Origin of the sequence: Microvirga sp. Mcv34 (assembly GCF_024519725.1) — a bacterium.
Lineage (GTDB): Bacteria > Pseudomonadota > Alphaproteobacteria > Rhizobiales > Beijerinckiaceae > Microvirga.
Genome location: NZ_JALJRK010000014.1, coordinates 72634 through 97985 on the forward strand (window position 1 = coordinate 72634; position 25352 = coordinate 97985).

Consider the following 25352-nt stretch of genomic DNA (forward strand, 5'->3'; position numbering starts at 1 on the left):
ATATTCTTGAAACCCAAGACCCGCAACGCCACATTGTCTCTTGCGCCGGTGCTGTCCGCTCATCGTTCGAGGGAGAGCCCGGTGTACCGGATGCAGCCCATAACAAAAGCCTGAGCATTCCGGTTATCCGTCTGACTTCCAGCTCATCCGAGGGGACCGTCGGACGCAGTCAAAAGGATACCGTCTCATGACACAATCGAAGCCACGTCAGCCTGTCGTCCCAGGCTCGACCGGAACCTATGCGGTTCTGCCTCTGCGCGACATTGTTGTCTTCCCACACATGATCGTGCCGCTCTTCGTCGGCCGTGAGAAGTCGATCCGGGCGCTTGAGGAAGTGGTCAAGGGGGACCGTCACATTCTTCTGGCCACCCAGATCGATGCGACGGACGACGATCCGTCCACGGATGCGATCTACAAGGTCGGGACCCTGGCCAACGTCCTGCAACTGCTGAAGCTGCCCGACGGTACCGTGAAGGTGCTGGTCGAAGGCGCGAGCCGGGCCCAGGTGAAGGCCTATACCCGCACGGATGAATATTACGAGGCCGAGGCCGAGGCGCTTCCGGATTCCCTCGGCGACCAGGTGGAGGCCGAGGCTCTCGCCCGCTCCGTCGTGTCCGAGTTCGAGAACTACGTGAAGCTCAACAAGAAGGTGTCGCCGGAGGTCGTGACCGCCGTGACCCAGATCGACGAGCCCGCGAAGCTTGCCGACACCATCGCTTCGCATCTGGCCATCAAGATCGCCGACAAGCAGGCGATCCTGGAGACGCCAACTGTTGCTCAGCGCCTGGAGAAGGTGCTCGGCATGATGGAAAGTGAGATTTCCGTCCTGCAGGTCGAGAAGCGGATCCGCACCCGCGTGAAGCGTCAGATGGAGAAGACGCAGCGCGAGTACTACCTCAACGAGCAGATGAAGGCGATCCAGAAGGAGCTCGGCGACGATGAAGGTCGCGACGAGCTGGCCGAGCTCGAGGAGAAGATCGAGAAGACCAAGTTCACGAAGGAAGCCCGCGAGAAGGCGCTGGGCGAGCTGAAGAAGCTCCGCCAGATGTCCCCCATGTCGGCGGAGGCAACCGTCGTGCGCAACTACCTCGACTGGCTGCTCGGCATTCCGTGGAACCGCCGCTCGAAGATGAAGAAGGACCTCAAGGCCGCCCAGGATCTGCTCGACGCCGATCACTACGGCCTCGACAAGGTCAAGGAGCGCATCGTCGAGTACCTGGCCGTGCAGCAGCGCGCCAACAAGCTCACGGGCCCGATCCTCTGCCTCGTCGGCCCTCCCGGCGTGGGTAAGACCTCGCTCGGGAAGTCGATCGCCAAGGCTACGGGACGCGAGTTCGTGCGCATGTCACTCGGTGGCGTCCGCGACGAGTCGGAGATCCGCGGTCACCGCCGGACCTATATCGGTTCGATGCCCGGCAAGATCATCCAGTCGATGCGCAAGGCCAAGACGTCCAACCCGCTCATCCTGCTCGACGAGATCGACAAGATGGGCATGGACTTCCGCGGCGACCCGTCGGCGGCCCTGCTCGAGGTCCTCGACCCTGAGCAGAACTCGACCTTCAACGACCATTACCTGGAAGTCGATTACGACCTCTCCAACGTGATGTTCGTGACGACGGCCAACACGCTCAACATCCCGGCTCCGCTCCTCGACCGTATGGAAGTGATCCGCATCGCGGGTTACACCGAAGAGGAGAAGGCCGAGATCGCCCGTACCCACCTGATCCCCTCGGCCATGCAGAAGCACGGTCTGGCGGAGAAGGAGTGGAAGATCGGCGACGAGGCCCTTCTCATGCTGATCCGCCGCTACACTCGCGAAGCGGGCGTGCGTAACCTTGAGCGCGAGATCGCCAACCTCGTCCGCAAGGCCGTGAAGGAGATCCTGATCTCCAAGGTCAAGTCGGTCGAGGTTACGACAGACAACCTGCCCGAGTTCCTCGGACCGCCGCGCTACCGCTATGGCGAGGCCGAGACGGAGGACATGGTCGGAGCCGTCACGGGTCTGGCCTGGACCGAGGTCGGCGGCGAGCTGTTGACCATCGAAGGCATCATGATGCCGGGCAAGGGCAAGATGACCGTCACGGGCAACCTGCGTGACGTCATGAAGGAATCGATCTCGGCGGCGGCGTCCTATGTCCGCTCCCGTGCCCTCGATTTCGGCGTCGAGCCGCCCCTGTTCGACCGCCGGGACATCCACGTGCACGTGCCGGAAGGCGCGACGCCCAAGGATGGTCCGTCCGCCGGCATCGCCATGGCGACCGCCATCGTCTCCGTCATCACGGGTATCCCGGTTCGCCGCGATATCGCCATGACGGGCGAGGTGACGCTGCGGGGCAGGGTGCTGCCCATCGGCGGCCTCAAGGAGAAGCTCCTGGCGGCTCTGCGCGGCGGCATCAAGAAGGTGCTGATCCCCGAGGAGAACGCCAAGGACTTGGCGGATATCCCGGCCAGCGTGAAGAACGGCCTCGAAATCGTGCCGGTCTCCATGATGGATCAGGTCCTCCAGCATGCTCTTGTGCGCATGCCGGAGCGGATCGAATGGGATGAGGCTGCGGAACTCAAGAGCCACAAGCCGAGCGTCGAAGACGATTCGGCCGGGGTGATCGCTCACTAAAGCCCTGTTCCTTACGTAACGAAAGAAGCCCCTGGACCTCGGTTCAGGGGCTTCTTTTTTGATGAAAACCCCTAAAAATCGGCTGATTTCAGCCACTTCGGGTCTTGCGTACGGACAAGCTTTGCGCCAAACGAGTTGTCCCTGAAACGGTGGACCATTTCCTTTGCGAACGCCGTGATCACTGGAGGATATGACTATGAATAAAGGCGAGCTCGTTGCGGCCGTCGCCGACAAGGTGGGCCTTTCGCGTGGCCAGGCTGGTGACGCGATCGACGCCGCCATCGAGGCGATCACCGGCGCCCTGAAGAAGGGCGACGAAGTCAAGATCGTCGGTTTCGGCACGTTTGTTGTGACCAACCGCGCTGCCGGCGAGGCGCGCAACCCGCGCACCGGCGAGAAGGTCAAGGTTCCCGCTTCCAAGACCCCGAAGTTCCGCGCCGGTGCGGGCCTGAAGGACGCTGTCAACGCGAAGTAATCGCGTCTACGCCTGCCCGGGCACCGAACGCAAAAACGAGAACCGGTTTTGCGGGTCAGCATGCGGGGTAAACAATCGGAGAGCATCTGACGTGCGTGTGAATTCACGTCTGATGCGCTAAAGAGGGCCGACGACGCTTGCGTTGTTGGCCTTCTCTTTTTATGTCAGGTCCATCGGGCGGTTAGCTCAGTTGGTAGAGCTTCGGTTTTACACACCGCAGGTCGGGGGTTCGAGTCCCTCACCGCCCACCATTTTGCAGAATAGCTCCGAGCCTTGATCGAGCTCGCTGTCACGGCGAGCGGCTTCTCTCGCTCTCGGTGAGCCGGTCTAGCACCTTCTCGGGCGCGACGTGGCGCTCCAGTTCCTCCAGTTCCGGATCGTTCGCTTCCCTGATGCCGAGATGAGCGGCAATGGCACGGGTCAGGGTCAGCAGGCGCGTGATCTCATGCTCGGAGAGCAGATTGGTCTGGAGATCCAGTTCGGCGCGCCGGTCCGCCTCAGCGGCGGCTCGGTTCTGGCTGATCAGCACGAAGGTTGAGAGGAAGATCGCCTCGACGGAAGCAAAGGTCGCGAGGATGACGAAAGTCGGGTCGAAGACCGGGATACCTGGGACAATCCCGAGATTGATTGCGACCCAGCCTGCCACCAGCACCAGATGCACATAGACGAAGGCCATGCTGCCGGAGAAGCGTGTGATGAGTTCCGCTATCCGATCCTGCAGGCTCGCTTTCCGCTCGTCTTCGCGTCGCTTGTGATGCAGGGCGTCGATATTGCGCTCGAGGACGGACGCCAGGACGTTGGGCTCGATGGGAGGGGCGCTCGGGCTGGGGCGCTCCTCCTCCGCTCTGGACACGGACTGGGTTTCCTTCACGGCAATGTCCTTCGCTCCAGCCCCTACGGCTGGATAAGAACGGCCTTCGCTTCGAAGAAGTTCATCTCTCCATAGCGCCGATTCCCCGGGACATGCCGATTGGGCCGGAACGCCGCACCCATGCCGATGAAACATACCGGTTTGGCGTTAGTTGGGGAATGATCCCCCAAGGATTGCTCCTGAGACTCACCCGCTCCAGCCCCGGTTAGGGCGGGTTTTTCGTTCCTTTCGGCCGCGGATCGATCCTGGGCACGACCCGCCGGCGATGAAGGTTCGACAGCAAAAAGCCGGCCTTGCGGCCGGCTCATACAAGCTTTGAGCTTAAAGAAGTAAATGGTCGGAGCGAGAGGATTTGAACCTCCGACCCCTAGTCCCCCAGACTAGTGCGCTAACCGGGCTGCGCTACGCTCCGACTGCCGAAAGGCTTGGTTCCTCTAACTTTTAACGGGCGCTCGCGCAACCCCTGAAATCACATGCGGGGTGGAAAGTCGCGGCCGCCGATCCTCCGGGGTCCGGGTCTCCTGTCCTCGGCGGAGGCCAGCGTCGGGAATGTCTATGGGCGTGGATCCGTCCAGTCCTCGATCGCCTGCTTCAGGCCCTCAGGGAGATCGAACGCCGTTTCGATGCCGGACGGGGTGTCCGAGGAGGCAAGCTCGGACAAGAATGCCCGATATCTCTCGGTCTTCTCCTGGGTCGCGTCGAAGCCTTCCGCCGGTGTATCGTCCGGCAGGCCGGAGAAGAGGCAAAGCAGTGCGAGGATGGCGCGCATGTTTCGTCCCGTTTGGTTGACGCTAAGGAAGTGCGGCCAAGGTGGCATTTTCACGGCAAGTCAGGCGTGCGCCAAGACACGTCATCGCCGTTGCCGACATATCGGACGAGACGGAAGCTTAACCATTCCCGCGAAGAAGAGTAGGTTATAACGCCGGGAAAGGATATGAATTTTCCTGAGAGCGTCCCACGGCGCCCCCAGTGCCACGGCGCTCTCGGCAACCGCTCATTGCGCTTGCTTCACTCCTGCGTTGTTGCGCAAGACCCCGCCTCCGTGCGGGGCTTTTTGTTGATGGGCTCAGAAGGGACCGCGCTTGGCCAAGGCCTCGAATCCGCTTCTCAGCTGCTGCACCCGTTCCTCGTAGGCTTTCCCCAGGCATGCCCGATCGCTGCCACAGGCTTCGCGCTGCTTGAGCCAGGCGACCTGCGCGTCCTCCATGTCGCCGCGGGCGCCCATGCCCAGCAGGGGCTTGAGCTGCGTGTAAAGGACGGCCATCTCAACATCCTGGTCGTTCAGCGCCCGATCGGCGCAGATCGCCTTCTCGTCGGCCTTCTCGGACTTGGCGCAATCGAAGCTCGCGGCCTGGACGGGCTGCCATCCGGCCGCCAGGGCGAGCGCCAGGCTCGCAAGGCAGAACGAATTTCCTCTCATGGCGGCTTTCCTCACAAGAACTTAAGCTGGAGGAAGAACGGTTCCTGTCCCTGGAGGCTCCATGGAGGTCGGGCCGTTTCCGAAACAGCCTTAACAATACGTAAGCGAGGACCGCTCAGCGGCGCAGGGCCGAGGCGTCGCCTGACAAGGCGAGGCGAAGGCCAAGCCCCACCATGATGAGCCCGGCGCATCTCTCCTGCCAGGCGATCAGGCCTGGACGCCGGGCGAGCCACTCGCCGATCGTTCCAGTCCCGACCGCCACGGCGCCGAGGATGAAGAAGCCCGAAATCTTCTGCACGCCACCTAGGAACAGCAGCTGGGCCGTCACAGGCCATCCGTTGCCCGGATCGACAAATTGCGGAAGGAAGGCGAGCATGAACACCATCGCCTTCGGGTTGGTCAGGTTGTTGATCATGCCCTGCCGCATGGCGGCGAGGTCCGAGACGGGTTGCGGGGCCTTGCGGACGAGGCGGTGAGGACCGAACGAGCCAATCAGAAGCTTGGCGCCGAGCCACACCAGATAGACGGCACCTGCCCACCGCAGCACCTCGAAGGCGAGGGGCGAGGCCTTGATCAGGGATGTGACGCCTAGCGCCAGGAGGGGCAGCTGGACGAGACCGGCCAGCAAGGTCATGCCGATGGCCGTCAGGACGGCCGTTCGGCGGCCCTGACCGACGCCACGGCTGAGCAGGAGGACCATATCAGGGCCGGGAGCGAGCTGGAGGGCCAAGACGGCGGCGTAGAAGGTGAGAAAAGTCGAAAGATCCGGCATGCTTTGGTCTCTGCGCAGCCCCAGCGCCCGCTCGGCCGGTGGGGCCGGGGCGACGGGACCTTAGTCTAGACGGATGGGCGGCGCCAAGCGTCGAGATCCTCCAAGGACAGGTTGGAGCCGCAGAGCACGAGGCCGATGACGCTGTCGTCTGGCAGGGAGTGAGCGACGGTTTCGGCGGCGGTCAGGACGCAGGCCGCGGCAGGCTCGCAAAGGAGCTTTTCCGTTTGGAGGAGCCAGCTCACGTCGGAGACGACCGGCTCGTCGTCCACAAGCAGGATCTCCTTCAGGAAAAGCTTGGCTGCCGCGACGGTGCGATGGGTGGCGAAGGGCGCCGCCAGAGTCCGGGCGATGGAGGTCGGGCGAATCGTCACCGGCTGATCCGCCTTGAGGGCTTCCGTCATGGTCTGGGCGCCGGTCGGCTCCACGCCGTAGACGGTCAAGGATGGGCGCTTCGCCTTGAGGGCCGCCGCCACGCCGGACATGAAGCCACCGCCGCCGATGGAGACGAATACGTGGGTCAGGTCCGGAATGTCCTCGAGGAACTCGAGGCCGAGCGTTCCGTGTCCGGCAATGATGGCCGGGTCGTCATAGGGATGCACGAAAAGCCGTCCCTGCCGCTGGTAATCCTCGGCCTTCGCGAAGGCCTCCGCCGCATCGTCGCAGAGCTCGACCTGGGCGCCGAACTTCGTTGTCAGGTCGATGTTGAATCTGGCCGCCGTCTTGGGCATCAGCACGAGGGCATCGAGCCCGAGCGTTCCCGCCACGCGGGCGACCGCAATGGCGTGATTGCCGCCCGAAACGGTCACGAGGCCACGGCCGCGCTCCTCGTCGGTCAACGTCAGTACCTTGTTGAAGACGCCCCTGACCTTGAACGAACCCGCGAGCTGCAGCGCTTCCATCTTCAACGCGGTGCGTCGGCCGAGCCGGGCTGAAACATCGGCGCTTTCGTAAGCCGGGGTGCGTCTCACCCGTCCCGCGATGCGGCTGCGGGCAGCTTCGATGTCGGAAAGCGTCACGTCGAATGCTGTCATGGAATGTGTCCGTGGGAGGTGCGTTCGCGAGTGGAACGGATGAGCCGAGAAGGCGGGCGACGGGATCATGCGAGCGACGTCGTTGCTTAGTCAACGGGCAGAGATCGAAATAAGCGCCGATAAAACCGGCTTGACCGCGGGCTCGATAGGATCGGATGCTTGCGCTTCTGCTCAAGAGCATCACATCCAAAAGTCGACTTGCGCCTTCCGCGACATCCGATGCTCAATCCCCCGAACAACGCATCGTCTGATCCGCACGATGCACAAGGAGTTGCGTCCGATGTCCCTGTCACCTCGCGAAATGCTCGCGCGTCTGGTTGCCTTCCCGAGCGTTTCGACCAGCAGCAATCTCGACATCATCCATTTCTGTCGGGACTGGCTGAACAGCCATGGCGTCGAGAGCCGCATGGTCATGAGCCCGGAAGGAGACAAGGCGAATCTTTATGCCACCATAGGGCCACGGGTGGAGGGTGGCATCGTATTGTCGGGCCATACGGATGTGGTGCCGGTGGAAGGGCAGAACTGGTCCACCGATCCCTGGACGCTCACTGAAAAGAACGGTCGCCTGTACGGTCGCGGCGCCACCGACATGAAAGGCTTCGACGCACTCGTGCTTGCGCTGGTGCCCGAGATGGTACGCGCGCCGCTCAAGAGGCCGATCCACATCGCCCTGTCCTATGATGAAGAGATCGCCTGTCGCGGCGCACCATCGATGGTGAAGGCGATGGCGGAGACTATCCCGGCGCCATCCGCTGTGATCGTCGGCGAGCCCACCCGGCACGCGGTGGTGACGGGCCACAAAGCCTCCGTGCAGCTGCGCACCCAGGTGACGGGTTACGCCGTCCATTCGAGCCGAATCGACCAGGGCGTGAGCGCCGTCATGAACGCGGCGCGCCTGATCGCCTGGCATGAAAACGTAATGGAGGAGAACCGGCGGAACGCGGATCCGACAAACCCGTTCGAGCCGCCTTACACGACGCTGCATTGCGGTATGATGGGGGGCGGCAATGCCGCCAACGTGGTCTCGTCCTCCGCGTGGTTCTTCAGCGACATACGGGCGATTCCAACGGAGAGCCCAATGGATTACCTCGCTCGCTACGAGGCTTATATCCGCGACGTTGTTGAACCCCGGATGAAGGCCATTGCCCCTGATACGGGCGTCTCCGTCGAGCTCATCGCCGAGGTGCCCGGTCTCCGGCCGGAGACCGACGGAGCGGCCGAGCGCCTGATGCGGCGCCTGACCGGAGACAACGGAACTCATGTGGTGTCCTACGGCACCGAGGCCGGTCTCTTCCAGCGCGTCGGCTGGTCGACGGTGGTCTGCGGGCCCGGCGACATCGCGCAGGCCCATCAGCCGGACGAGTACATCGAGGTCAGCGAGTTCCAGGCCGGGGAGGCGATCCTGCGCCGTCTGATCGGGGATCTCTGTGCCTAAATGCTGAGCAAGACGGTCCAAGTGAGGGCTAGACCGTCGGCCACTTTCCTGCCTAACTTCATGCCCGAAGGAAGAAACAACGGGAAATCCGAGCTTCCGACAAAAGAACATCGCGCAAAGACGCGAGCCCCCAGAGGAGAATGACACATTATGACGATCCGTTCGAAGTTTCTCGTCGCGGCCGTTGCAACGCTCATGGCTGGCGTTGCTGTTCCGGCGATGGCCGTGACCCTGCGCTACGCCAACCAGGGAGATCTGAAATCTCTCGATCCCTATACGGTCAATGAGACGACCACCAACGCCCATCTTGGCCATGTCTATGAGGGGCTGACGAGGCGCGGCAAGGATCTATCTATCCAGCCCAGCCTCGCCGAGCGCTGGGAGATCAGCGAGGATGGATTGAGCTGGCGCTTTTTCCTGCGCAAGGGCGTCAAGTTTCACAATGGCAATCCCTTCACCGCAGATGACGTGATCTTCTCGGCGGAGCGCGTGCGCGCGCAAGGCTCCAATTTCCAGACTCGCGTACCGACCAATTCAGAGTGGGTGAAGGTTGACGACTATACCGTCGACGTGAAGCTCAAGTCCCCGAACCCGATCCTGAACTCCCAGTGGGATACCTGGTACATCCTGGATAAGGAATGGGCCGAGGCGAACAATGCCGTATCGCCGACACCCGCGGCCGCAACGACGCCGAGCTATGCGTCCCTCAATGCCAACGGCACGGGTCCCTTCAAGATCGAAAGCCATCAGCCGGGCGTGAAGACCGTCTTCAAAGCCAACAAGGAATGGTGGGACAAAGCCGAGCACAACCTCGACGAGATCGTCTTCACGCCAATCGGTTCGGATGCCACACGCGTCGCCGCGCTGCTCTCCGGCGAGGTGGACGTGATCGAGCCCGTTCCGCTGCAGGACATTCAGCGGGTCAACAGCAGCGCGAATGCGAAGGTGCTGTCCGGGCCCGAGCTGCGTACGATCTTCCTGGGAATGGATCAGACGCGCGACGAGCTGTTGTTCTCGAATGTCAAAGGAAAGAACCCGTTCAAGGACAAGCGTGTCCGCGAGGCCTTCTACAAGGCGATCGACATCGAAACCATCAAATCGCGTGTCATGCGCGGCATGTCCACGCCTTCCGCTCTCATGATCGCGCCGGACCTCTTCACTTACTCGAAGGATTTCGTGCGTCCGAAGTATGATATCGAAGGCGCCAAAAAGCTGCTTGCAGATGCGGGCTACCCGAACGGCTTCGAAATTGGGATGGACTGCCCGAACGACCGCTACGTCAACGACGAAGCGATCTGTCAGGCCGTCGTCAGCATGCTGGCACGCGCCGGCGTCAAGGTGAACCTGATGGCCCAACCGAAGGCTCAGTACTTCGGAAAGGTGCTGAAGTCGGGCAACTACAACACCTCCTTCTATCTGCTTGGATGGACGCCGGGCACGTTCGACAGCCACAACGTGCTGCATGATATCGAAGGCTGCCGCGACAATCCGCAATCGTCCCGCGGCGAGTCGAACCTCGGCAACTTCTGCAACAAGAAGCACGATGAACTGACGGACAAGATCCTGGTCGAAAGCAACAAGGAGAAGCGCGACCAGATGATCAAGGAGGCCTTCCAGATCACCTTTGACGAGTATGGCTACATCCCGCTGCATCAGCAGGCGCTGGCTTGGGGCGTATCCAACAAGGTGAAGCTCAGCCAGCGGGCTGACAACTCGGTACTGCTGTATTGGGCCACGAAAGAGTAATGCGCGCCTGATCGCTCGTCCCGGGCAGGGTGCTGCCCGGGACAATTCCTTATGAGGTCTTCGGTGAGGGTTTCGCCGGAGCCTGTGCGATCAAGAGATTGTCAATGTTCGCTTTTATTATCCGACGCGCCCTTCAGGCCATCGGTGTGCTTTTCGCCGTCGGGATCATTTCGTTTGCGATGTTCCGCTTTGCAGGCGATCCGGTCAATCAGATCGTCTCGCTCGATACACCGGCCGCAGAGAGGGAGCAGGTCCGTCGGTCCCTCGGTCTCGACGACCCCGTGCCATTGCAGTTCGTCCATTATCTGGCCAAGGCCGCACAAGGCGATTTCGGGGTTTCCTATCAGTTCCGGCAGCCTGTGGCTGATCTCTTGGCCGAGCGCATGCCGGCGACGCTCGAGCTGGCTTTGTGCGCCACACTGTTCGCCACCGGATTCGGCGTGCTGATGGGTGTCTATTCGGGGCTGAAGCGGGACAGTTTGCTTGCGAAGGTGTTCCAGACCGTCTCCCTTGTCGGCATCTCACTTCCGACCTTTCTGATCGGCATTCTGCTCATCTATCTCTTCTCGGTCACGCTCGGATGGCTGCCGTCCTACGGGCGTGGCGACACCGTGAAGATCGGCTGGTGGTCGACCGGGCTTCTCACCCTGTCGGGCCTGAAGGCGCTCATCATGCCGTCGATCACGCTAGGTCTGTTTCAGATGACGCTGATCATGCGCATCGTTCGGGCCGAGATGTTGGAGGTGTTGCGCACCGACTATATCAAGTTCGCGCGGGCGAGGGGGCTGACGACCCGGGCGATCCATTTTGGACATGCACTCAAGAACACCCTGGTGCCTGTCATCACCATCGTGGGCCTGCAGTTCGGCTCTGTGATCGCCTTCGCGATCATCACGGAGACCGTGTTCCAGTGGCCGGGCATGGGCCTGCTGTTCGTCCAGGCCGTGCAGAACGTCGATATCCCGATCATGGCTGCCTACCTGATGCTCGTGGCGCTCATCTTCGTGGCGATCAATCTCGCGGTCGATATCCTCTACACCATCGTCGATCCTCGCCTGAGGACGTCGATCCGGCAGCCGGCCTGAGGAGGCAGAGATGGCGGAAGCAATTCAAGCGGCGCCCGCGCCTCAGGCGCAGCCGACGACATGGGCCGGCCGTTTTCTCGACAGCGATATCTGGGCCAGCTTCAAGCGATCCAAGCTGACGATGGTCGCAGCCTTCGTGACGTTCCTGTTCATGGCGGCGGCCGTTCTCGCTGGCCTCGCGCCGCAGGATCCCTTCGATCCGGCGCAGCTCGATCTGCTGAACAGCCGGTTGCCGCCGCTCTGGGATGCGGAAGGGCAGGCGCCCTTCCTGCTCGGCACGGACGAGCAAGGGCGCGACATCTTCTCGGCCATTCTCTACGGCCTGCGGATCTCGCTCGCCGTCGGATTTTTGGGCGTGGCCTTCTCGGCCACGCTCGGCATCGCGCTTGGCCTCATCGCGGGTTATGTGGGCGGCACCACGGATGCGATCATCATGCGCGTTGCCGACGTCCAGCTCACATTCCCGGCCATCCTCATCGCGCTTCTCGTCGACGGCGTGGTGAAATCCGTGCTCGGCGGGCAGCTCGATGGGATGACGACCCTCTCGGTGCTGGTTTTCTCCATCGGCCTGAGTTTCTGGGTGCAATATGCCCGCACGGTGCGCGGTTCCGTCATGGTGGAGAAGAACAAGGACTACATCGCAGCCGCGAAGCTCATCGGCCTGCCTGCGCCAGTGATCATGTTCCGGCACGTCTTGCCCAATGTGCTCGGTCCCGTGCTCGTCATCGCCACCATCAATCTCGCGCTCGCGATCATCACCGAGGCGACCCTGTCGTTCCTTGGCACCGGCATGCCCGAGACGATGCCTTCGCTCGGCACCCTCATCCGTATCGGCAACAACTACCTGTTCTCCGGCGAGTGGTGGATCATTGCCTTTCCCGGTGTTGCCCTCGCGTTGCTGGTGCTCGCCATCAATCTCCTGGGCGATTGGCTCCGCGATGCGCTCAATCCGAAGCTGCGGTGAGAGGATCGCTCATGGCTCAACCTGTCCTCTCCGTCCGCGACCTGCGCGTCGAGTTCGTCACCCGGCGCGGCATCCTGAAGGCCATCGATGGCATTTCCTTCGACATCGCCAAGGGCGAGGTGCTCGGCGTGGTCGGTGAATCCGGCGCCGGCAAGTCGGTGACGGGATCCGCCGTCATCGGCCTCATCGACCCGCCCGGTCGGATCGCCGGTGGCGAGGTTCTCCTGTCGGGGCTTCGCATCGACAATCTTCCGCCGGAGGAAATGCGTAAGGTACGCGGCAAGCGCATCGGCATGATCTTCCAGGATCCGCTCACCAGCCTCAACCCGCTCTACCGGGTCAGCGAGCAACTGATCGAGACCATCCGCACGCATACAAATCTCTCGGCCTCCGGCGCTAGGAAACGCGCCATCGAATTGCTGGCCGAAGTCGGCATTCCCGCGCCCGACAAGCGGATCGACAGCTACCCACATGAGTTTTCAGGTGGCATGCGCCAGCGTGTCGTGATCGCTCTGGCGCTCTGCGCCGAGCCGGAACTCATCATCGCTGACGAACCGACGACCGCACTCGACGTCTCGGTTCAGGCGCAGATCATCGCATTGCTGAAGCGGCTCGGGCGCGAGCACGGCACGGCCATTATGCTGGTGACGCACGACATGGGCGTGATCGCCGAGACAGCCGATCGGGTCGCCGTCATGTATGCGGGCCGCATCGCGGAGATCGGGCCCGTGCGCGAGGTGGTGCAGAATCCGCTCCATCCTTACGCCAAGGGTCTGATGGGCGCGATCCCGTCCCTCGAGAGCGATACAGATCGCCTCGTGCAGATCCCAGGCTCGATGCCGCGGCTCTCGGCCATTCCGCCCGGATGCGCCTTCAATCCGCGCTGCCCCTTCGTGTTCGACCGCTGTCGGGTCGAGCGGCCCGAGCCCGTTCAGCACAGCGAGCATCGCGTCGCCTGCCATCTTTACGATCAATCTTCCGTCCGGTCGGAGGTCGTCGCGTGACCGAGAACTCTTACGTCGAAGTCAAAGACCTGCGCCGCGTGTTCGACGTCTCCAAGCCCTGGCTCAACCGGGTGCTGGAGGGGGGCGAGAAGCAGTACCTGAAGGCGGTCGATGGCGTCTCCTTCAACATCGCCAAGGGCGAGACCTTCGCCCTCGTTGGCGAGTCCGGCTCGGGCAAGTCGACTGTGGCCCGGATGGTCGTCGGCCTCCTGCCGCCCACGAGCGGGGAGGTGATGATCGACGGCGTCTCCATGTCGAGCAAAGCCGCTTCCGCCGAGCGGCAGCGCCTGCGGCGCCGCATTCAGATGATCTTCCAGGATCCCTACGCCAGCCTCAATCCCCGCTGGCAGGTTGATCGCATCGTCGCCGAGCCGATCCGGGCCTTCCGCCTGATCGAGAGCGAGAAGGACATTGCAGACCGGGTGGGCGAGCTCCTGTCGCTGGTCGGATTGCATCCGGCCGACGGTCGGAAATATCCGCATGAATTCTCCGGCGGCCAGCGCCAGCGCATCGCCATTGCGCGCGCGCTCGCGTCCAATGCGGAGTTCATCGTCTGCGACGAGCCGACATCAGCCCTGGACGTGTCCGTCCAGGCCCAGATCCTGAACCTCATGCGCGACCTGCAGGATCGCCTGGGACTGACCTATCTGTTCATCAGCCACAACCTCGCCGTGGTGCGCCACATGGCGAGCCGCATCGGCGTGATGTATCTCGGACGCATCGTCGAGATCTCCAATGGGCGCGAACTCTTCGCCCATCCGAAGCATCCCTATACCCGCATGCTGCTGGATGCGGTGCCGGATGTGGGCATGACGGGGCGTCAGCGCATTCCCGTGAGCGGCGAAATCCCAAACCCGATCAACCCGCCGACCGGATGCGCCTTCAATCCGCGCTGTCCCTTTGCCAATGACCGGTGCCGCGCCGAGATCCCGCCCCTGGTCGGGGGAGTGGCCTGCCACGCGATCCACGAGGGACGTTTGGCGATCGACGCGGCGGCGTAGACGGCCAGTAATATCCCTCATGTCATGGCCGGGCTTGTCCCGGCCATCTCGCTTTAGTCGAGCGCTGCGGCCTTCCGATCAGGAGCCACCGGCACGAGCCCGGCGGTGACGCGCTGGAGCTTACCAGGACCAAGAAACCCGATCAGTGAAATAGTTGACTAAGTCAACAATATGCGGGAATCTCCTTCGTAGGGAGGCCGCCATGTCCCACAAGTCGAAACCTCCGACGGACGAGCAGATCGAGAAGGTAAGGAGCTTCAATCGCTTCTACACGCGCCATATCGGCCTGTTGAACGAGGGGCTGCTGGAGAGCGCGTTCTCTCTCACGGAAGCGCGGGTGCTCTACGAACTGGCCCATGGCAACCCGGTGACCGCCGCCGACCTGGGGCGAGACCTCGGACTCGATGCCGGCTACCTCAGCCGCCTGCTCAAGCGGTTCGACGCCAAAGGCTTGCTCCGGCGCACGCCGTCTCAGGACGACCGGCGCCAGCTTCTTCTGTCCCTAACGGAGCAGGGCTTTGCCGCCTTCGGGCCGCTGAACCAGGCATCCGCAACCCAGGTGGCCGCCATGCTGTCTGAACTCTCTCCCGGCGAGAGGGAGCGTCTCGTCCAATCCATGGCCGCGGTCGAGCGTCTGGTCGGCGATGGCCCGAACTCTGATCCTGCCTACAGCCTTCGGCCTCACCGGATTGGAGACATCGGTTGGATCGCGCACCGCCAAGGGCTGCTCTACGCCCAGGAATATGGCTGGGATGAGACCTTCGAGGCCCTGGTGGCGGAAATCGCCGCGTCCTTCGTCAAGAATTTCGATCCGCAATGGGAACGTTGCTGGATCGCCGAGCGGGAGGGAGAGATCGTCGGCAGTGTCTTCCTCGTGCGCTCGTCCGGCGAGGTTGCGAAGCTCCGGCTGCTCTACGTGGAGCTTTCCGCCAGAGGGCTCGGCCTTGGGCGCCGGCTTGTCGATGAGTGCATCGGTTTCGCCAGGGAGAAAGGCTACAGGACGTTGACCCTGTGGACGAACGATGTGCTCGTGGCGGCGTGCGGCATCTATCGTGCGGCTGGCTTCAGGCTGGTGAAGGAAGAGGCGCACCGTTCCTTCGGCAAGGACCTCGTTGGGCAGACCTGGGACCTGGACCTGTGAGGCGCCCGGAGGCGCTTGCCCTGATGGCGGCCGCCGCGACGGGAGTCCAGGTCGGCGCCGCCATGGTGGCAACGCGCTTCGTGGTCCAGGACATCGGCCCGGCTTCGCTGGCCTTCCTGCGCTACGCCATCGCTGTTCTCTGCCTCGTTCCGCCCTTGCTGATGAGCGCGCGGGTCCGGTTCGCCGCTCGCGATCTTGTGGTCGTCATGGGGCTGGGCATTGTTCAGTTCGGCATCCTAATCGCGCTTCTCAATCTCGGGCTCAGGTTCATCTCGTCTACTCGGGCGGCACTGCTGTTCTCGACCTTTCCGCTGATGACCATGATCATCGCGGCGCTCCTTAGACGGGAAGATCTCAGCCCGACGAAAGTCGCCGGCGTCATCCTGACGATCATCGGCGTCGGCATGGCCTTGGGCGAGCGGCTGAGTGTACAAAGCGCAAGCGAAGAATGGTTGGGCGCGCTGCTGGTGCTCGCAGCCGCCCTGTGTGGCGCCGTATGCTCGGTGCTCTACCGACCTTACCTCGTCCGTTATCCGACCCTGCCGGTCGGCGCCTGGGCCATGCTGGCCTCGGTCGTTTTCCTCGCCGTGCCCGCCGGTGTGGAGGGGCTTTTCACCGAGGGAGCGACCCTCGCGTCATTCGGGTGGATCGTGGTTTTGTTCATCGGTCTTTCGAGCGGGATCGGGTACGTTCTCTGGCTCTGGGCGCTCAAGCACACCACCCCGACCCGGGTCACGGTGTTCCTCTCGTTGAGCCCGCTCACGGCTGCACTCCTCGGCGTCTGGCTTCTCGGGGAGCCTTTGACGTTCGGCGTCCTGTTCGGGCTCATCGGCGTCGCGGCCGGGCTCTGGCTTGCCACACGGGGCCGGCGGCCTCTCGGTTAGAGGCGGAGTTTCAGGTGCTCACGGTCTCCGCGCCCGTCCGAACGACCTGAAACGACAATCGGATTTCAGCCTCTATTGCGCATATCGTAAGATTACGATGGCGACCGATGTTCATTCGAATGAGTAAAATATTGTAGATCTCAAAAAATGCAGCTCAAAAGCGTAGCTGTGAAGAAGCTTCGCTTTATTCTGGTGCGACAATCACAACTCTGTGTGGTGGAATGTGCTTTGGAAACGATCTGCTTCGAGCGCGTTTAGTCTCTGTCTTACATGGCGAACAGCCATTCTCAATGAAAGCACTGGAGATACTGATGAAGAAGCTCGCGATTTTCGCTGGCGCTGGATTTATGGTCCTCGGCGGCATGGGTGCCGCTCTTGCGCAGTCCTCCCCGGCGATTTCCGGAACGCCCGGCTCGCTCTTCCCGGAGGCCGCTCCGCATGAAATCCGCATGATCAACGGCGTTCCCTGCCGCACGATCCTGGATCCCAACACCCGTGATACCCGTATCCCGATCGCCTGCGCCGGTCAGGTGAGCGGTGTCGTGGCCCCGATGGGTGGAGACGTCGTGACGACGGGCAGCATCGTTCCCGCGCCGGTTGGCCCCATGATGGCGGCTCCCATGCCGATGGCTTCGCCCGACCCCTATGCGGCTCCGCATGAGATCCGCACGGTGAACGGCGTGCCGTGCCGCACGGTTCTGGACCCGAACACCCGGGACACCCGCATCCCCGTGTCCTGCGGCTACTAAGCAACGACTCATCGATGAAAGGCGCGGGCTGCAACGCCCGCGCTTTTTTGTGAGCGCATCAAAGCGAAACCCCATGGCAGGAACCACCTGCCATGGGGTTTCGTTCGTCGCGAGCCGGAGATTATTCGGCCGCCTGCCTGAGAGGAAGGAAGCCGATCGACTGACGCTGCGGTCCTTCCTGCTTGAGGGTCCGGAGCATATCCTCATACTCCCGCTCCATCTCCGGTGTAACGGACGGACGGGTCTCGCGCAGGGCCTGCTCGAAATGGGCCATGGTCACGTGCTCTGCCTGGAGCGATTCCCTCAAGGCCAGGAGGCCCGCACGGCGCGTGAGATCCTCGAGGTCGGCCCCAGTGAAGCGACTCGTCCGTTCGGCGATGGCATCCAGATCGACGTCCGGTCCGAGAGGCATGGTCTTGGTGTGGATGCCCAGGATATGCCGGCGTCCCTGCGCGTCGGGAACTGGCACGTAAATCAGCTCATCGAAACGGCCCGGCCGGAGCAGGGCGGGGTCAATGAGGTTCGGCCTGTTGGTGGCCGCCATGACGACGACGCCCTGCAGCTCCTCGAGGCCGTCCATCTCCGCCAGGATCGTGTTGACGACCCGCTCCGTCACGGCGGGCTCACCCAGGCCGCCGCCGCGGACGGGAGCAAGGGAGTCGATCTCGTCGATGAAGATCACGGTCGGCGCGACCTGACGGGCGCGGGCGAAGAGGCGGGATACCTGCTGTTCGGATTCGCCGTACCATTTCGACAGAAGGTCGGAGGATTTCGTCGCCACGAAATTGGCCTGGGCTTCGCGGGCGACCGCTTTCGCCAGGAGCGTCTTGCCGGTGCCGGGAGGCCCGAACAGTAGGAAACCCTTGGCCGGGCGGATGCCGAGGCGACGGAAGGACTCCGGGCTCTTGAGCGGCAGTTCCACGCCCTCGCGCAACCGGGTGCGAGCCTCTTCGACGCCGCCGATATCATCCCAGGTCACGTTGGGCACCTGGATCATGATCTCGCGCAGGGCCGAGGGCTGAACGCGCTTCATGGCGTTCATGAAATCCTGCCGGGTGACCTGCAGGCTCTCGAGCACGTTAGAAGGGATCCCGTCCTTGAGATTAATGCCAGGAAGGATGCGTCGCAGGGAATCCATGGCCGCTTCCCGGGCCAGTGCGGCCAGATCGGCGCCGACGAAGCCGTAGGTCGTGCGGGCGATGTCTTCCAGGTTCACGTCCTCGGCCAGGGGCATGCCGCGGGTGTGGATGCCAAGGATCTCCCGGCGTCCGGACTCGTCCGGCACGCCGATGACGATCTCCCGGTCGAAGCGGCCCGGACGGCGAAGGGCCTCGTCAATCGCCTCGCGCCGGTTCGTTGCGCCGATCACCACGATGTTCTGGCGCGGCTCCAGGCCGTCCATGAGCGTGAGCAACTGGGCCACGATCCGCCGCTCGACTTCACCCGTGACCTCTTCGCGCTTGGGCGCAATGCTGTCGATCTCGTCGATGAAGATGATCGCGGGAGCGTTCTGCTGCGCTTCCTGGAAGACCTGCCGCAGCCGCTGCTCGGATTCGCCGTAGTGACTGCCCATGATTTCGGGGCCGGCGATATGGAAGAACTGCGCCTCCGTCTCGTTGGCGACGGCTCGCGCCAGCCTAGTCTTGCCGGTACCGGGAGGCCCGTAGAGCAGGACGCCTTTCGGCGGATCGATGCCAAGGCGCTGGAAGAGCTCCGGGTGGCGAAGCGGCAGCTCCACCATCTCGCGGACCTGATCGACCGTGCTGCCGAGACCGCCGATATCATCATAGGTCACATCGGCGCGGCGCGCCTCGCGCGGCTCCTCGAATTGCGGTCGAAGTTCGATCTCGGTCTCGGCTGTCACATGCACGATGCCGCGCGGCTGGGTGGAGACCACGACGAGGCGGATCTCCTGCAAGCCGTAGGCCGGAATGTTGAGAAAGCCTCGCATCTCCTCCGGCAGCCGCTGGCCTGACGAGCGCTGCGAATAGACCGAGGTGGAAATCACGTCGCCCGCCGCCAGGGGGCGCTGGTAGAAGGTCCTCTTCAGTGCGTCGCCCGAGCCCTGGAGGCGCAGCCCCTTCTGGGCAGGGGCGAGCACGACGCGGGTCGCCGCGCGCACGTCCGCGCGCTTCACCTCCACGTGATCGCCGCTGCCTACGCCCGCGTTAACACGCTGCAGGCCGTCGAGGCGAATGATGTTCAGGCCTTCATCCTCAGGGTAGGGCGTGACGGCGATGGCCGTGGTGTGACGCTTGCCGACGATTTCGACAGCTTGGCCTTCCTGGATGCCGATCTCGGCAAGGGCCTGCCGGCTCATGCGTGCGAGGCCCCGGCCCGAATCGTCCGACCGGGCATTCGCGACCTGAAGGCGTACACTCTGCCCATCGTCTGCCATGGCTGTCATCCCTTGTTCGTGCGCTTCCGATGCGGTGGCAGGTGAGGGGAAGGGCACGCGTCCCAAGGCTTCCCGAGTGCCACGCGTTCAGGCTTCGCAGGCGGCGAAACCGCAGGGCCAACGCCACATACCTGGAATTGTTGCAGGCGCAGCCCTGCAGGCGCGACGCTACGCGGTGGCCCGGCTCGGAGGTGCCCAGAGCTGCTTGAGCGCTTCTTCCACCTCGACCTCTACGGAGTGCTGGGCGGGCAGGACGCCGGTCATCGGCATGAACGGCGCTATGGTCGGAAGCTTCAAGGAGCCCTCGGCATTCGCTTCGGAGACGTCATCCGCCGGTACGTCGATCAATTCCCAACTGTCGAACAAGTCCATGGACGAGTGGCCGGGAAGGTTCGGGCCGAGATAGGGGACGATCTCCACCCATGGCCTGCCGTTGGGCCGGGGCGTGACCTTGGTGACCTGCCCGAAGAAGCGGGTGAGGGGACAGCGGACGAAATCGCCTGCCGCCGGCACTCGGGTCTTCTCAAGCTCCAAAGCTGCCTCTGCTTCGCCAAGTTCGGTGCGAAGCTTGGCGATACGTTCCACCAGCTCCGCGACGCGCTTCGTGCGGGGGCTCCCGTGCTCCCCGCTCAAGGTCGAAACGAGCGACAGGCTCGTAGCGGAATCGATATGCGTCACCGGAAATGCCCTCATGACGGCCCTCCTCTGATCCTCCCATTGTGGAGCGTCGCGCCCTGAGAGCAAGCCGCCATGAAGACTCAGTATGGAACCCAACCTTGGCGCATGGGGGTTATAGGCAGAGGTAGCTTGAGAGTAGGAGGCGGCATGGATCGCGGTTGCCGCACGCCGGTTCGGATTGTAGGCATCATAGGAGCTCTGGTGCTCGCTTCCGCCGTCTGGGCCCAGGAGCCGGCGCCGCCGCTGCCTCCGCCCAGGCCCGATCGCCCGGCCGAGCCGCCGCCTTTGCCGCCGCCGCGGCCGGATGGTCCCGCCACGCCGGAACCGAGTGCCGAGAAAGCGCCGGAGACGGAAGCGCCGTCCGAACAGAAGGCCCAGGCCCGAAGCGAGGCCGACGATGCCTGTCTCAAGCGTCTCACCGAACTCGGGCTGCGCTTCGAGAGCCGTCCGCCGGTAAAGGAGAACAACTGCGCGATCGAGAACCCTGTTCTGGTCTCCGCCTTGCCCAACGGGGTGACTGTCGTGCCCGCGTCGCTCATGGGGTGCCCGGTGGCCGAGAGCATCACCCGTTGGATGAGCGACACGGTCGCTCCCGAGGCCGAGCGTCAATTCCAGAGCGCGCCGACGAAGCTCCTGATCGGCACGTCCTACCAATGCCGTGACCAGCGCAACGGAGCGAAGCTGAGCGAGCATGCTTTCGGCAACGGCCTCGACGTCATGGGGTTCGAATTCGCCAAGCGGCCTACGCTGACGATCGGCAGCCACGAGGAGAATTCTCCGGAGGCGACATTCCAATCGACAATCCGGAAGGCCGCATGTCCGATCTTCAACACGGTGCTCGGGCCCGGCTCGGATTCAGACCACGGCGACCACCTCCATCTCGATCTGCGCCAGCGCAAGGGCGATTACAGGATCTGCCAGTAGATCCATGGAACAGAGGACGCCGCCAGCGCCTTTTCTGTGCACGACATTGCCGGTGGAGTTCGTCATGAAACGCGTTGCGTCTGTTGCCCTTGGGATCGTGTGTCTGTTGAGTCCGGCTATTGCGGCTCCTCAGACGTTGAATCTGGAAACTGTGAACAGTGCCGCGTGGTCGGCCGAAACCGGCAAGAGCAAGGAGATCGATCCGGCCCTCGTCAAGGCACAGGTTCTGCTCGACCGGGCCCGTTTCTCGCCCGGCGTCATCGACGGGCATGATGGCGAGAACCTGCGCAACGCGATCAAGGCCTTCGACGCTGCGCACGATCTCAAGAGCGATGAAGGGCTCGACGAGAAATCATGGGCCAAGCTCAACGAGACGTCGTCCGATCCCGCCCTGATCGAGTACACGATCACGGCCGAGGACGTGAAAGGTCCCTTCGTCGCCATCCCGGAGAAGATGGAGGAACAAGCCAAGCTCGATCACCTCGGATATTCGAGCGCGGAGGAGCTTCTGTCCGAGAAGTTTCACATGGATACGGATCTGCTCAAGGCGCTGAATCCGGGCAAATCCTTCGACAAGGCCGGAACGTCCATCCTCGTCGCAAACGTGGAGGCTAAGACGTCCGGCTCGGGCAAGGTGGAGAAGGCCGCGAAGATCGAGGTCGTGAAGAGCGAGCACATGGTCCGCGTCGTCAACAAAGAGGGATCCGTCGTCGCCACCTATCCGGCATCCATCGGCAGCGAGGAGAAGCCGGCGCCCAGCGGATCGTTCAAGGTTCGCGCCGTGGCGCCGAACCCGAACTACACGTACAATCCGGATTACGCGTTCAAGGGCGTCAAGTCGAAGGAGAAGTTCGAGATCAAGCCAGGGCCGAACAATCCCGTCGGCAGCACCTGGATCGACCTTTCCATCGAATCTTACGGCATCCATGGGACGCCGGAACCGGAGAAGGTCGGCAAAGCCTATTCCCACGGCTGCGTGAGGCTGACGAATTGGGACGTGGAGGCCCTGTCCAAGATGGTCGAGAAGGGTACGCCGGTCGATTTCATCGACTGAACGTTCTCAGGCCGGCGCGATCGGCGCATCCACCGTGCAGATGACGCCGGCCGGGGCGAACGTGATCTGCACTTCGCCATTGAGGTCCTGGGCGAGGCTTCTCTCGATCAGGCGGGTGCCGAAGCCGCGCTTTTGAGGGATCGCGACCGTCGGTCCTCCGCTTTCGGACCAGGTGAGATGCAGGCGCTTCTCGCTGGTCTGCGTGACCAGCCACGCCACCCGGACTTCTCCACCGCTATTCGAGAGAGCGCCGTATTTGACCGCGTTGGTGGCCAGCTCCTGCAAGGCCATCGCGATCGCGAGCGCCATGCGCGGCGACAGGCGCACATCCGGTCCTTCCATATGGAGGCGGTTCTCGCGCTCGTGGCGATAGGGAGCCATGGCGCCCCTGACGATCTCGATCAGGCCAGCGCCTTCCCAGTTCTCCCGCGTGAGCACGTCATGGGCGCGGGACAGCGCAAGCAGGCGAGCTTCCATGGCCGTACGGGCGGCTTCCGGATTGTCAGAGTTGCGGAGCGTTTGAGAGGCAATGGACTGAACGGTCGCCAGGGTGTTCTTCACCCGATGGTTCAGCTCATTGATCAGAAGCTCCCGGTGCTCCTCGGCCTTCTTCCTCTCGGTGATGTCGACCGATATGCCCGGAAACCTGACGGGCTGGCCGGCCGCGCGATAGCAGCGTCCCTGTGCGAAGACCCAGTGGAGCCGCCCGTTCTTGTCGATCGTGCGGTACTCGGCGGCCAAGCTCTCGCTTGTTTCCAGGCTCCGCTTAATCAGGTCTTGCATTCGGCCGCGGTCGTCCGGGTGGATGCCGCCGATGAAGTCGGCAATCGGGGTTCCCGCTGCAGCGGTCTCCGGATCCACCCCATAAAGGGAAGCGAAGCGCTCGTCCGCATAGACGAGATCGGATTGTATGTCCCAGTCCCAGGTTCCGACGACGCTCGCGGCATCCAGAGCGAGCTGGAGCCGTTCCTCGCTCTTGCGCAGGGCCGCCTCCGACCGAAGCCGCTCGACCGCATCCCAGGTTCGCTCGGCCACATCCTCGATGAGCTTGACCTCGCCGGAACTCCAGAGCCTCGGCTCCTTGTGATGGACGTAGAGGGCCGCCACCATGCGCCCGCGCTTGATCAGGCTGACCGTGACCACGGAGGAGAATTCGAGAGACGCAAAGGCGGCACGGTGTTCGGGTGAGTTGGTGCGCGGGTCCGCAGCTGCGTCATGGACCACGAGCGTCTCACCGCGCTTGAGGGCACCGTGGATGTCCGGCCCGAACGCCGCGAGGTCGTGGGTTCCGGTCTGATGAGCAACCGAGCCGTCCGTCCAGTTGCGCTCCGTCGTAAAATAGCGGGCCGTCGCTTCGACCTCGCCATAGCCGACGCGGCTGGCTTGAAGATGAAGGCCGAGCATTTCCTGCGCGGCTGTGATCACCTCGATCGGCTCATTCAGCCCACGCAGACGGTCGCTCAAGCGAACGAGAAACTCAAGGCGGCGCTCGCTGAGCACTTTCGAGGTCGTGTCATGCACGACACACAGGATGCCGCCAACGCCGCCCGTCTCGTCGTGGATTGGACTGTAGGAGAATGTCCACCATGTCTGCTCGGGATAGCCCTTGCGCTCCAGGACAATCGGCAGGTCTTCGAAGTAGCTGCCCTGTCCGAGAAGCGCATTTTCGGCAATCGGGCCGACCGTGTCCCAGGCTTCCGCCCACACGTCGCGAAATCGCCGCCCCAGGGCGTCCGGTTTGGAGCCCAGCACGGGCGCGTACGCGTCGTTGTACACACTCGTCAGCTCCTGACCCCAAAGCAGGTAGGTCGGGAACTTCGAGTGGAGCATGATGCTCACGGCTGTGCGCAGGGATTGCGGCCATGTCTCGATGGGACCGAGGGGCGTGGCCGCCCAATCGTGGCGGCGAATGCGCTCACCCATGGCTCCCTCAAGGGCGAGGAAGTCGGGGCCAGGGTTTACACGCTCCTGCATCGGGTGGGCTCGCTCGGCACGCAGACAAGGACAGTGTTCATGAAAAGTAGGAAGTTCGGCAGGAGGCTTTGGGGTCCATAAGCCACATATGAAACGAAGTCCTCCTTTTTCTAGGCCCTGGTTTGAAATGGGGGACGCGGCATTGATTCGATGGATCGCCGGGCCGTCGCGTTTGACTGGGCTTGCACCCAACCGGTAGCCTTGGGAGAGTGCTCCGGGAGCCGAGCATGGTCCGGACTCTCGCAAGGAAATGAGGTCGATGTGACGAAGCTGATAGGTCTCTCGGGAAGCCTGCGCCAAGCCTCGTACAATACCGCGCTGCTGCGAAATGCCGCCAGGCTGATGCCCGAGGATGCGGAGCTCATCGTCGAAACGATCCGCGGAATTCCGCTTTACGACGCCGATGTGGAAGCCGAGGAGGGCATCCCTCAGCGGGTCACGGAGTTGAAGGACGCCATCGCGGCTGCGGACGGTTTGCTTCTTGTGACCCCGGAATACAACAATTCCATTCCCGGCGTGTTCAAGAATGCCATCGACTGGCTGTCCCGGCCGGATGCGGACATCAAGCGCGTCTTTGGCGGAAAGCCCGTAGCCGTAATCGGCGCCTCGCCGGGCGGGTTCGGGACGATTCTGTCCCAGAACGCATGGCTTCCGGTTCTGCGGACACTGCGGACGGACTTCTGGGCCGGCGGCCGCCTGATGGTGTCGCGCGCCCAGACAGTCTTCAACCAGGACGGCACCTTGGCCGATCAGAAGATCGAGGAGCAGCTGCGCCAGTATCTCGCGGGCTTCACGGCCTATGTCCGGTCGGCTCGGCAGACCGCGCCTTGAGGAGGTGAGAACCCGGACGGCCATTGATCGGGCACGTCCTCAGCCGCCTAGACGTGATTAGGGACGTGCCGGTGATCGCAACGCGGGAAGGCACGGCGCTCTTCGGATCGGGAGGGCCGGCACGGCTTCCCGGATCAAGTCCGGGGAGGCCATGACGCGGCGGGTGATGCTTATTGATGTCAAAGAGCCAGCACCTTGGGGCCCGCAGCTTGCGCTGCGAGCCTCATCGGTGGTCGAGGGAGGCGTGTCGGGCAGCCCGGCTCGATCTCTAGTGGTGAAGGTGAGAGCCGAACTGCTCGTC

Annotated in this window: 22 protein-coding genes and 2 tRNA genes; 15 read left to right on the plus strand and 9 right to left on the minus strand. The window is 63.1% G+C overall.

The window, feature by feature from the left end; all coding sequences use genetic code 11:
* The first annotated feature begins 187 nt into the window (after positions 1-187).
* The 3 genes from lon to OC446_RS10360 all read left to right on the plus strand — a co-directional run bounded on the left by lon (position 188) and on the right by OC446_RS10360 (position 3340).
* The gene (lon, locus tag OC446_RS10350; RefSeq protein WP_262028944.1) at positions 188-2614 is read left to right on the plus strand and encodes an endopeptidase La; all 2427 of its coding nucleotides are present in this window, start codon (positions 188-190) and stop codon (positions 2612-2614) included.
* Between the two features lie 196 nt (positions 2615-2810).
* Positions 2811-3089, plus strand: a complete 279-nt coding sequence (locus OC446_RS10355) for an HU family DNA-binding protein (RefSeq protein ID WP_009490969.1) — start codon at positions 2811-2813, stop codon at positions 3087-3089.
* A 175-nt stretch (positions 3090-3264) separates the two neighbouring features.
* A tRNA-Val gene (locus tag OC446_RS10360) sits at positions 3265-3340 on the plus strand.
* A 38-nt stretch (positions 3341-3378) separates the two neighbouring features.
* Here OC446_RS10360 and OC446_RS10365 read toward each other — a convergent pair.
* The 6 genes from OC446_RS10365 to OC446_RS10390 form a co-directional block, all read right to left on the minus strand.
* Complete coding sequence (locus tag OC446_RS10365; RefSeq protein WP_410055056.1) at positions 3379-3960, minus strand: DUF1003 domain-containing protein; 582 nt, start codon at positions 3958-3960, stop codon at positions 3379-3381.
* A 334-nt stretch (positions 3961-4294) separates the two neighbouring features.
* Positions 4295-4372: transfer RNA gene (locus OC446_RS10370), tRNA-Pro, on the minus strand.
* Positions 4373-4513: 141 nt separating this feature from the next.
* Positions 4514-4729: a hypothetical protein gene (locus OC446_RS10375; protein ID WP_262028945.1), complete on the minus strand. Its 216-nt coding sequence runs from the start codon at positions 4727-4729 to the stop codon at positions 4514-4516.
* 297 nt (positions 4730-5026) lie between these two features.
* Entirely contained in the window at positions 5027-5380 is a 354-nt protein-coding gene (locus OC446_RS10380) for a lysozyme inhibitor LprI family protein (protein WP_262028946.1), read from the minus strand.
* A gap of 115 nt (positions 5381-5495) precedes the next feature.
* Complete coding sequence (locus OC446_RS10385; RefSeq protein ID WP_262028947.1) at positions 5496-6152, minus strand: LysE family translocator; 657 nt, start codon at positions 6150-6152, stop codon at positions 5496-5498.
* Between the two features lie 65 nt (positions 6153-6217).
* Positions 6218-7183 (minus strand): threonine/serine dehydratase, encoded by a 966-nt coding sequence (locus OC446_RS10390; protein WP_262028948.1) that lies wholly within the window; start codon positions 7181-7183, stop codon positions 6218-6220.
* A gap of 280 nt (positions 7184-7463) precedes the next feature.
* Here OC446_RS10390 and argE point away from each other — a divergent pair, with 280 nt between their 5' ends.
* The 9 genes from argE to OC446_RS10435 all read left to right on the plus strand — a co-directional run bounded on the left by argE (position 7464) and on the right by OC446_RS10435 (position 17192).
* Positions 7464-8618 carry an acetylornithine deacetylase gene (gene argE / locus OC446_RS10395; RefSeq protein ID WP_262028949.1) on the plus strand — a complete coding sequence of 385 codons (1155 nt, stop codon included), beginning with the start codon at positions 7464-7466 and terminating at the stop codon, positions 8616-8618.
* Between the two features lie 195 nt (positions 8619-8813).
* A complete protein-coding gene (locus OC446_RS10400) occupies positions 8814-10364 on the plus strand; it encodes an ABC transporter substrate-binding protein (protein WP_410055057.1) in 1551 nt (516 codons plus the stop codon).
* Positions 10365-10468: 104 nt separating this feature from the next.
* A complete protein-coding gene (locus OC446_RS10405; protein WP_262028951.1) occupies positions 10469-11449 on the plus strand; it encodes an ABC transporter permease in 981 nt (326 codons plus the stop codon).
* 10 nt (positions 11450-11459) lie between these two features.
* Entirely contained in the window at positions 11460-12413 is a 954-nt protein-coding gene (locus tag OC446_RS10410) for an ABC transporter permease (protein ID WP_262028952.1), read from the plus strand.
* Positions 12414-12424: 11 nt separating this feature from the next.
* On the plus strand, positions 12425-13417 hold the full coding sequence (locus OC446_RS10415; RefSeq protein WP_262028953.1) for an ABC transporter ATP-binding protein: 993 nt from the start codon (positions 12425-12427) through the stop codon (positions 13415-13417).
* Positions 13414-14418 carry an ABC transporter ATP-binding protein gene (locus OC446_RS10420; protein ID WP_262028954.1) on the plus strand — a complete coding sequence of 335 codons (1005 nt, stop codon included), beginning with the start codon at positions 13414-13416 and terminating at the stop codon, positions 14416-14418. Before OC446_RS10415 ends, OC446_RS10420 begins: the two co-directional genes overlap by 4 nt.
* A gap of 202 nt (positions 14419-14620) precedes the next feature.
* Positions 14621-15559, plus strand: a complete 939-nt coding sequence (locus OC446_RS10425; protein WP_262028955.1) for a helix-turn-helix domain-containing GNAT family N-acetyltransferase — start codon at positions 14621-14623, stop codon at positions 15557-15559.
* Positions 15556-16443, plus strand: coding sequence for a DMT family transporter (locus tag OC446_RS10430; protein WP_262028956.1), 888 nt, complete (start codon positions 15556-15558; stop codon positions 16441-16443). The genes OC446_RS10425 and OC446_RS10430 overlap by 4 nt, the downstream gene beginning before the upstream one ends.
* Before the next feature lie 311 nt (positions 16444-16754).
* Positions 16755-17192, plus strand: coding sequence for a hypothetical protein (locus OC446_RS10435; RefSeq protein WP_262028957.1), 438 nt, complete (start codon positions 16755-16757; stop codon positions 17190-17192).
* A gap of 121 nt (positions 17193-17313) precedes the next feature.
* On the opposite strand, the gene OC446_RS10440 is transcribed toward OC446_RS10435, so the two are convergent.
* Both OC446_RS10440 and OC446_RS10445 read right to left on the minus strand, forming a co-directional pair.
* The gene (locus tag OC446_RS10440; protein WP_262028958.1) at positions 17314-19590 is read right to left on the minus strand and encodes a CDC48 family AAA ATPase; all 2277 of its coding nucleotides are present in this window, start codon (positions 19588-19590) and stop codon (positions 17314-17316) included.
* A 168-nt stretch (positions 19591-19758) separates the two neighbouring features.
* A complete protein-coding gene (locus tag OC446_RS10445) occupies positions 19759-20283 on the minus strand; it encodes a hypothetical protein (RefSeq protein ID WP_262028959.1) in 525 nt (174 codons plus the stop codon).
* A 132-nt stretch (positions 20284-20415) separates the two neighbouring features.
* On the opposite strand from OC446_RS10445, the gene OC446_RS10450 reads away from it, so the two are divergent.
* Positions 20416-21192, plus strand: a complete 777-nt coding sequence (locus tag OC446_RS10450) for an extensin family protein (RefSeq protein ID WP_262028960.1) — start codon at positions 20416-20418, stop codon at positions 21190-21192.
* Positions 21193-21256: 64 nt separating this feature from the next.
* Positions 21257-22246 (plus strand): L,D-transpeptidase, encoded by a 990-nt coding sequence (locus OC446_RS10455; protein ID WP_262028961.1) that lies wholly within the window; start codon positions 21257-21259, stop codon positions 22244-22246.
* Positions 22247-22252: 6 nt separating this feature from the next.
* Here OC446_RS10455 and OC446_RS10460 read toward each other — a convergent pair whose 3' ends face one another.
* Positions 22253-24220: a PAS domain-containing sensor histidine kinase gene (locus tag OC446_RS10460; protein ID WP_262028962.1), complete on the minus strand. Its 1968-nt coding sequence runs from the start codon at positions 24218-24220 to the stop codon at positions 22253-22255.
* 261 nt (positions 24221-24481) lie between these two features.
* Here OC446_RS10460 and OC446_RS10465 point away from each other — a divergent pair, with 261 nt between their 5' ends.
* Positions 24482-25051, plus strand: coding sequence for an NADPH-dependent FMN reductase (locus OC446_RS10465; protein ID WP_262028963.1), 570 nt, complete (start codon positions 24482-24484; stop codon positions 25049-25051).
* Positions 25052-25352 lie beyond the last annotated feature (301 nt).

Coding starts and splice junctions, on each gene's coding strand:
- lon (WP_262028944.1), top strand. CDS start 188: ATGACACAATCGAAGCCACGTCAGCCTGTCGTCCCAGGCTCGACCGGA.
- OC446_RS10355 (WP_009490969.1), top strand. CDS start 2,811: ATGAATAAAGGCGAGCTCGTTGCGGCCGTCGCCGACAAGGTGGGCCTT.
- OC446_RS10375 (WP_262028945.1), bottom strand. CDS start 4,729: ATGCGCGCCATCCTCGCACTGCTTTGCCTCTTCTCCGGCCTGCCGGAC.
- OC446_RS10380 (WP_262028946.1), bottom strand. CDS start 5,380: ATGAGAGGAAATTCGTTCTGCCTTGCGAGCCTGGCGCTCGCCCTGGCG.
- OC446_RS10385 (WP_262028947.1), bottom strand. CDS start 6,152: ATGCCGGATCTTTCGACTTTTCTCACCTTCTACGCCGCCGTCTTGGCC.
- OC446_RS10390 (WP_262028948.1), bottom strand. CDS start 7,183: ATGACAGCATTCGACGTGACGCTTTCCGACATCGAAGCTGCCCGCAGC.
- argE (WP_262028949.1), top strand. CDS start 7,464: ATGTCCCTGTCACCTCGCGAAATGCTCGCGCGTCTGGTTGCCTTCCCG.
- OC446_RS10400 (WP_410055057.1), top strand. CDS start 8,814: ATGGCTGGCGTTGCTGTTCCGGCGATGGCCGTGACCCTGCGCTACGCC.
- OC446_RS10405 (WP_262028951.1), top strand. CDS start 10,469: ATGTTCGCTTTTATTATCCGACGCGCCCTTCAGGCCATCGGTGTGCTT.
- OC446_RS10410 (WP_262028952.1), top strand. CDS start 11,460: ATGGCGGAAGCAATTCAAGCGGCGCCCGCGCCTCAGGCGCAGCCGACG.
- OC446_RS10415 (WP_262028953.1), top strand. CDS start 12,425: ATGGCTCAACCTGTCCTCTCCGTCCGCGACCTGCGCGTCGAGTTCGTC.
- OC446_RS10425 (WP_262028955.1), top strand. CDS start 14,621: ATGTCCCACAAGTCGAAACCTCCGACGGACGAGCAGATCGAGAAGGTA.
- OC446_RS10435 (WP_262028957.1), top strand. CDS start 16,755: ATGAAGAAGCTCGCGATTTTCGCTGGCGCTGGATTTATGGTCCTCGGC.
- OC446_RS10440 (WP_262028958.1), bottom strand. CDS start 19,590: ATGGCAGACGATGGGCAGAGTGTACGCCTTCAGGTCGCGAATGCCCGG.
- OC446_RS10445 (WP_262028959.1), bottom strand. CDS start 20,283: ATGAGGGCATTTCCGGTGACGCATATCGATTCCGCTACGAGCCTGTCG.
- OC446_RS10450 (WP_262028960.1), top strand. CDS start 20,416: ATGGATCGCGGTTGCCGCACGCCGGTTCGGATTGTAGGCATCATAGGA.
- OC446_RS10455 (WP_262028961.1), top strand. CDS start 21,257: ATGAAACGCGTTGCGTCTGTTGCCCTTGGGATCGTGTGTCTGTTGAGT.
- OC446_RS10460 (WP_262028962.1), bottom strand. CDS start 24,220: ATGCAGGAGCGTGTAAACCCTGGCCCCGACTTCCTCGCCCTTGAGGGA.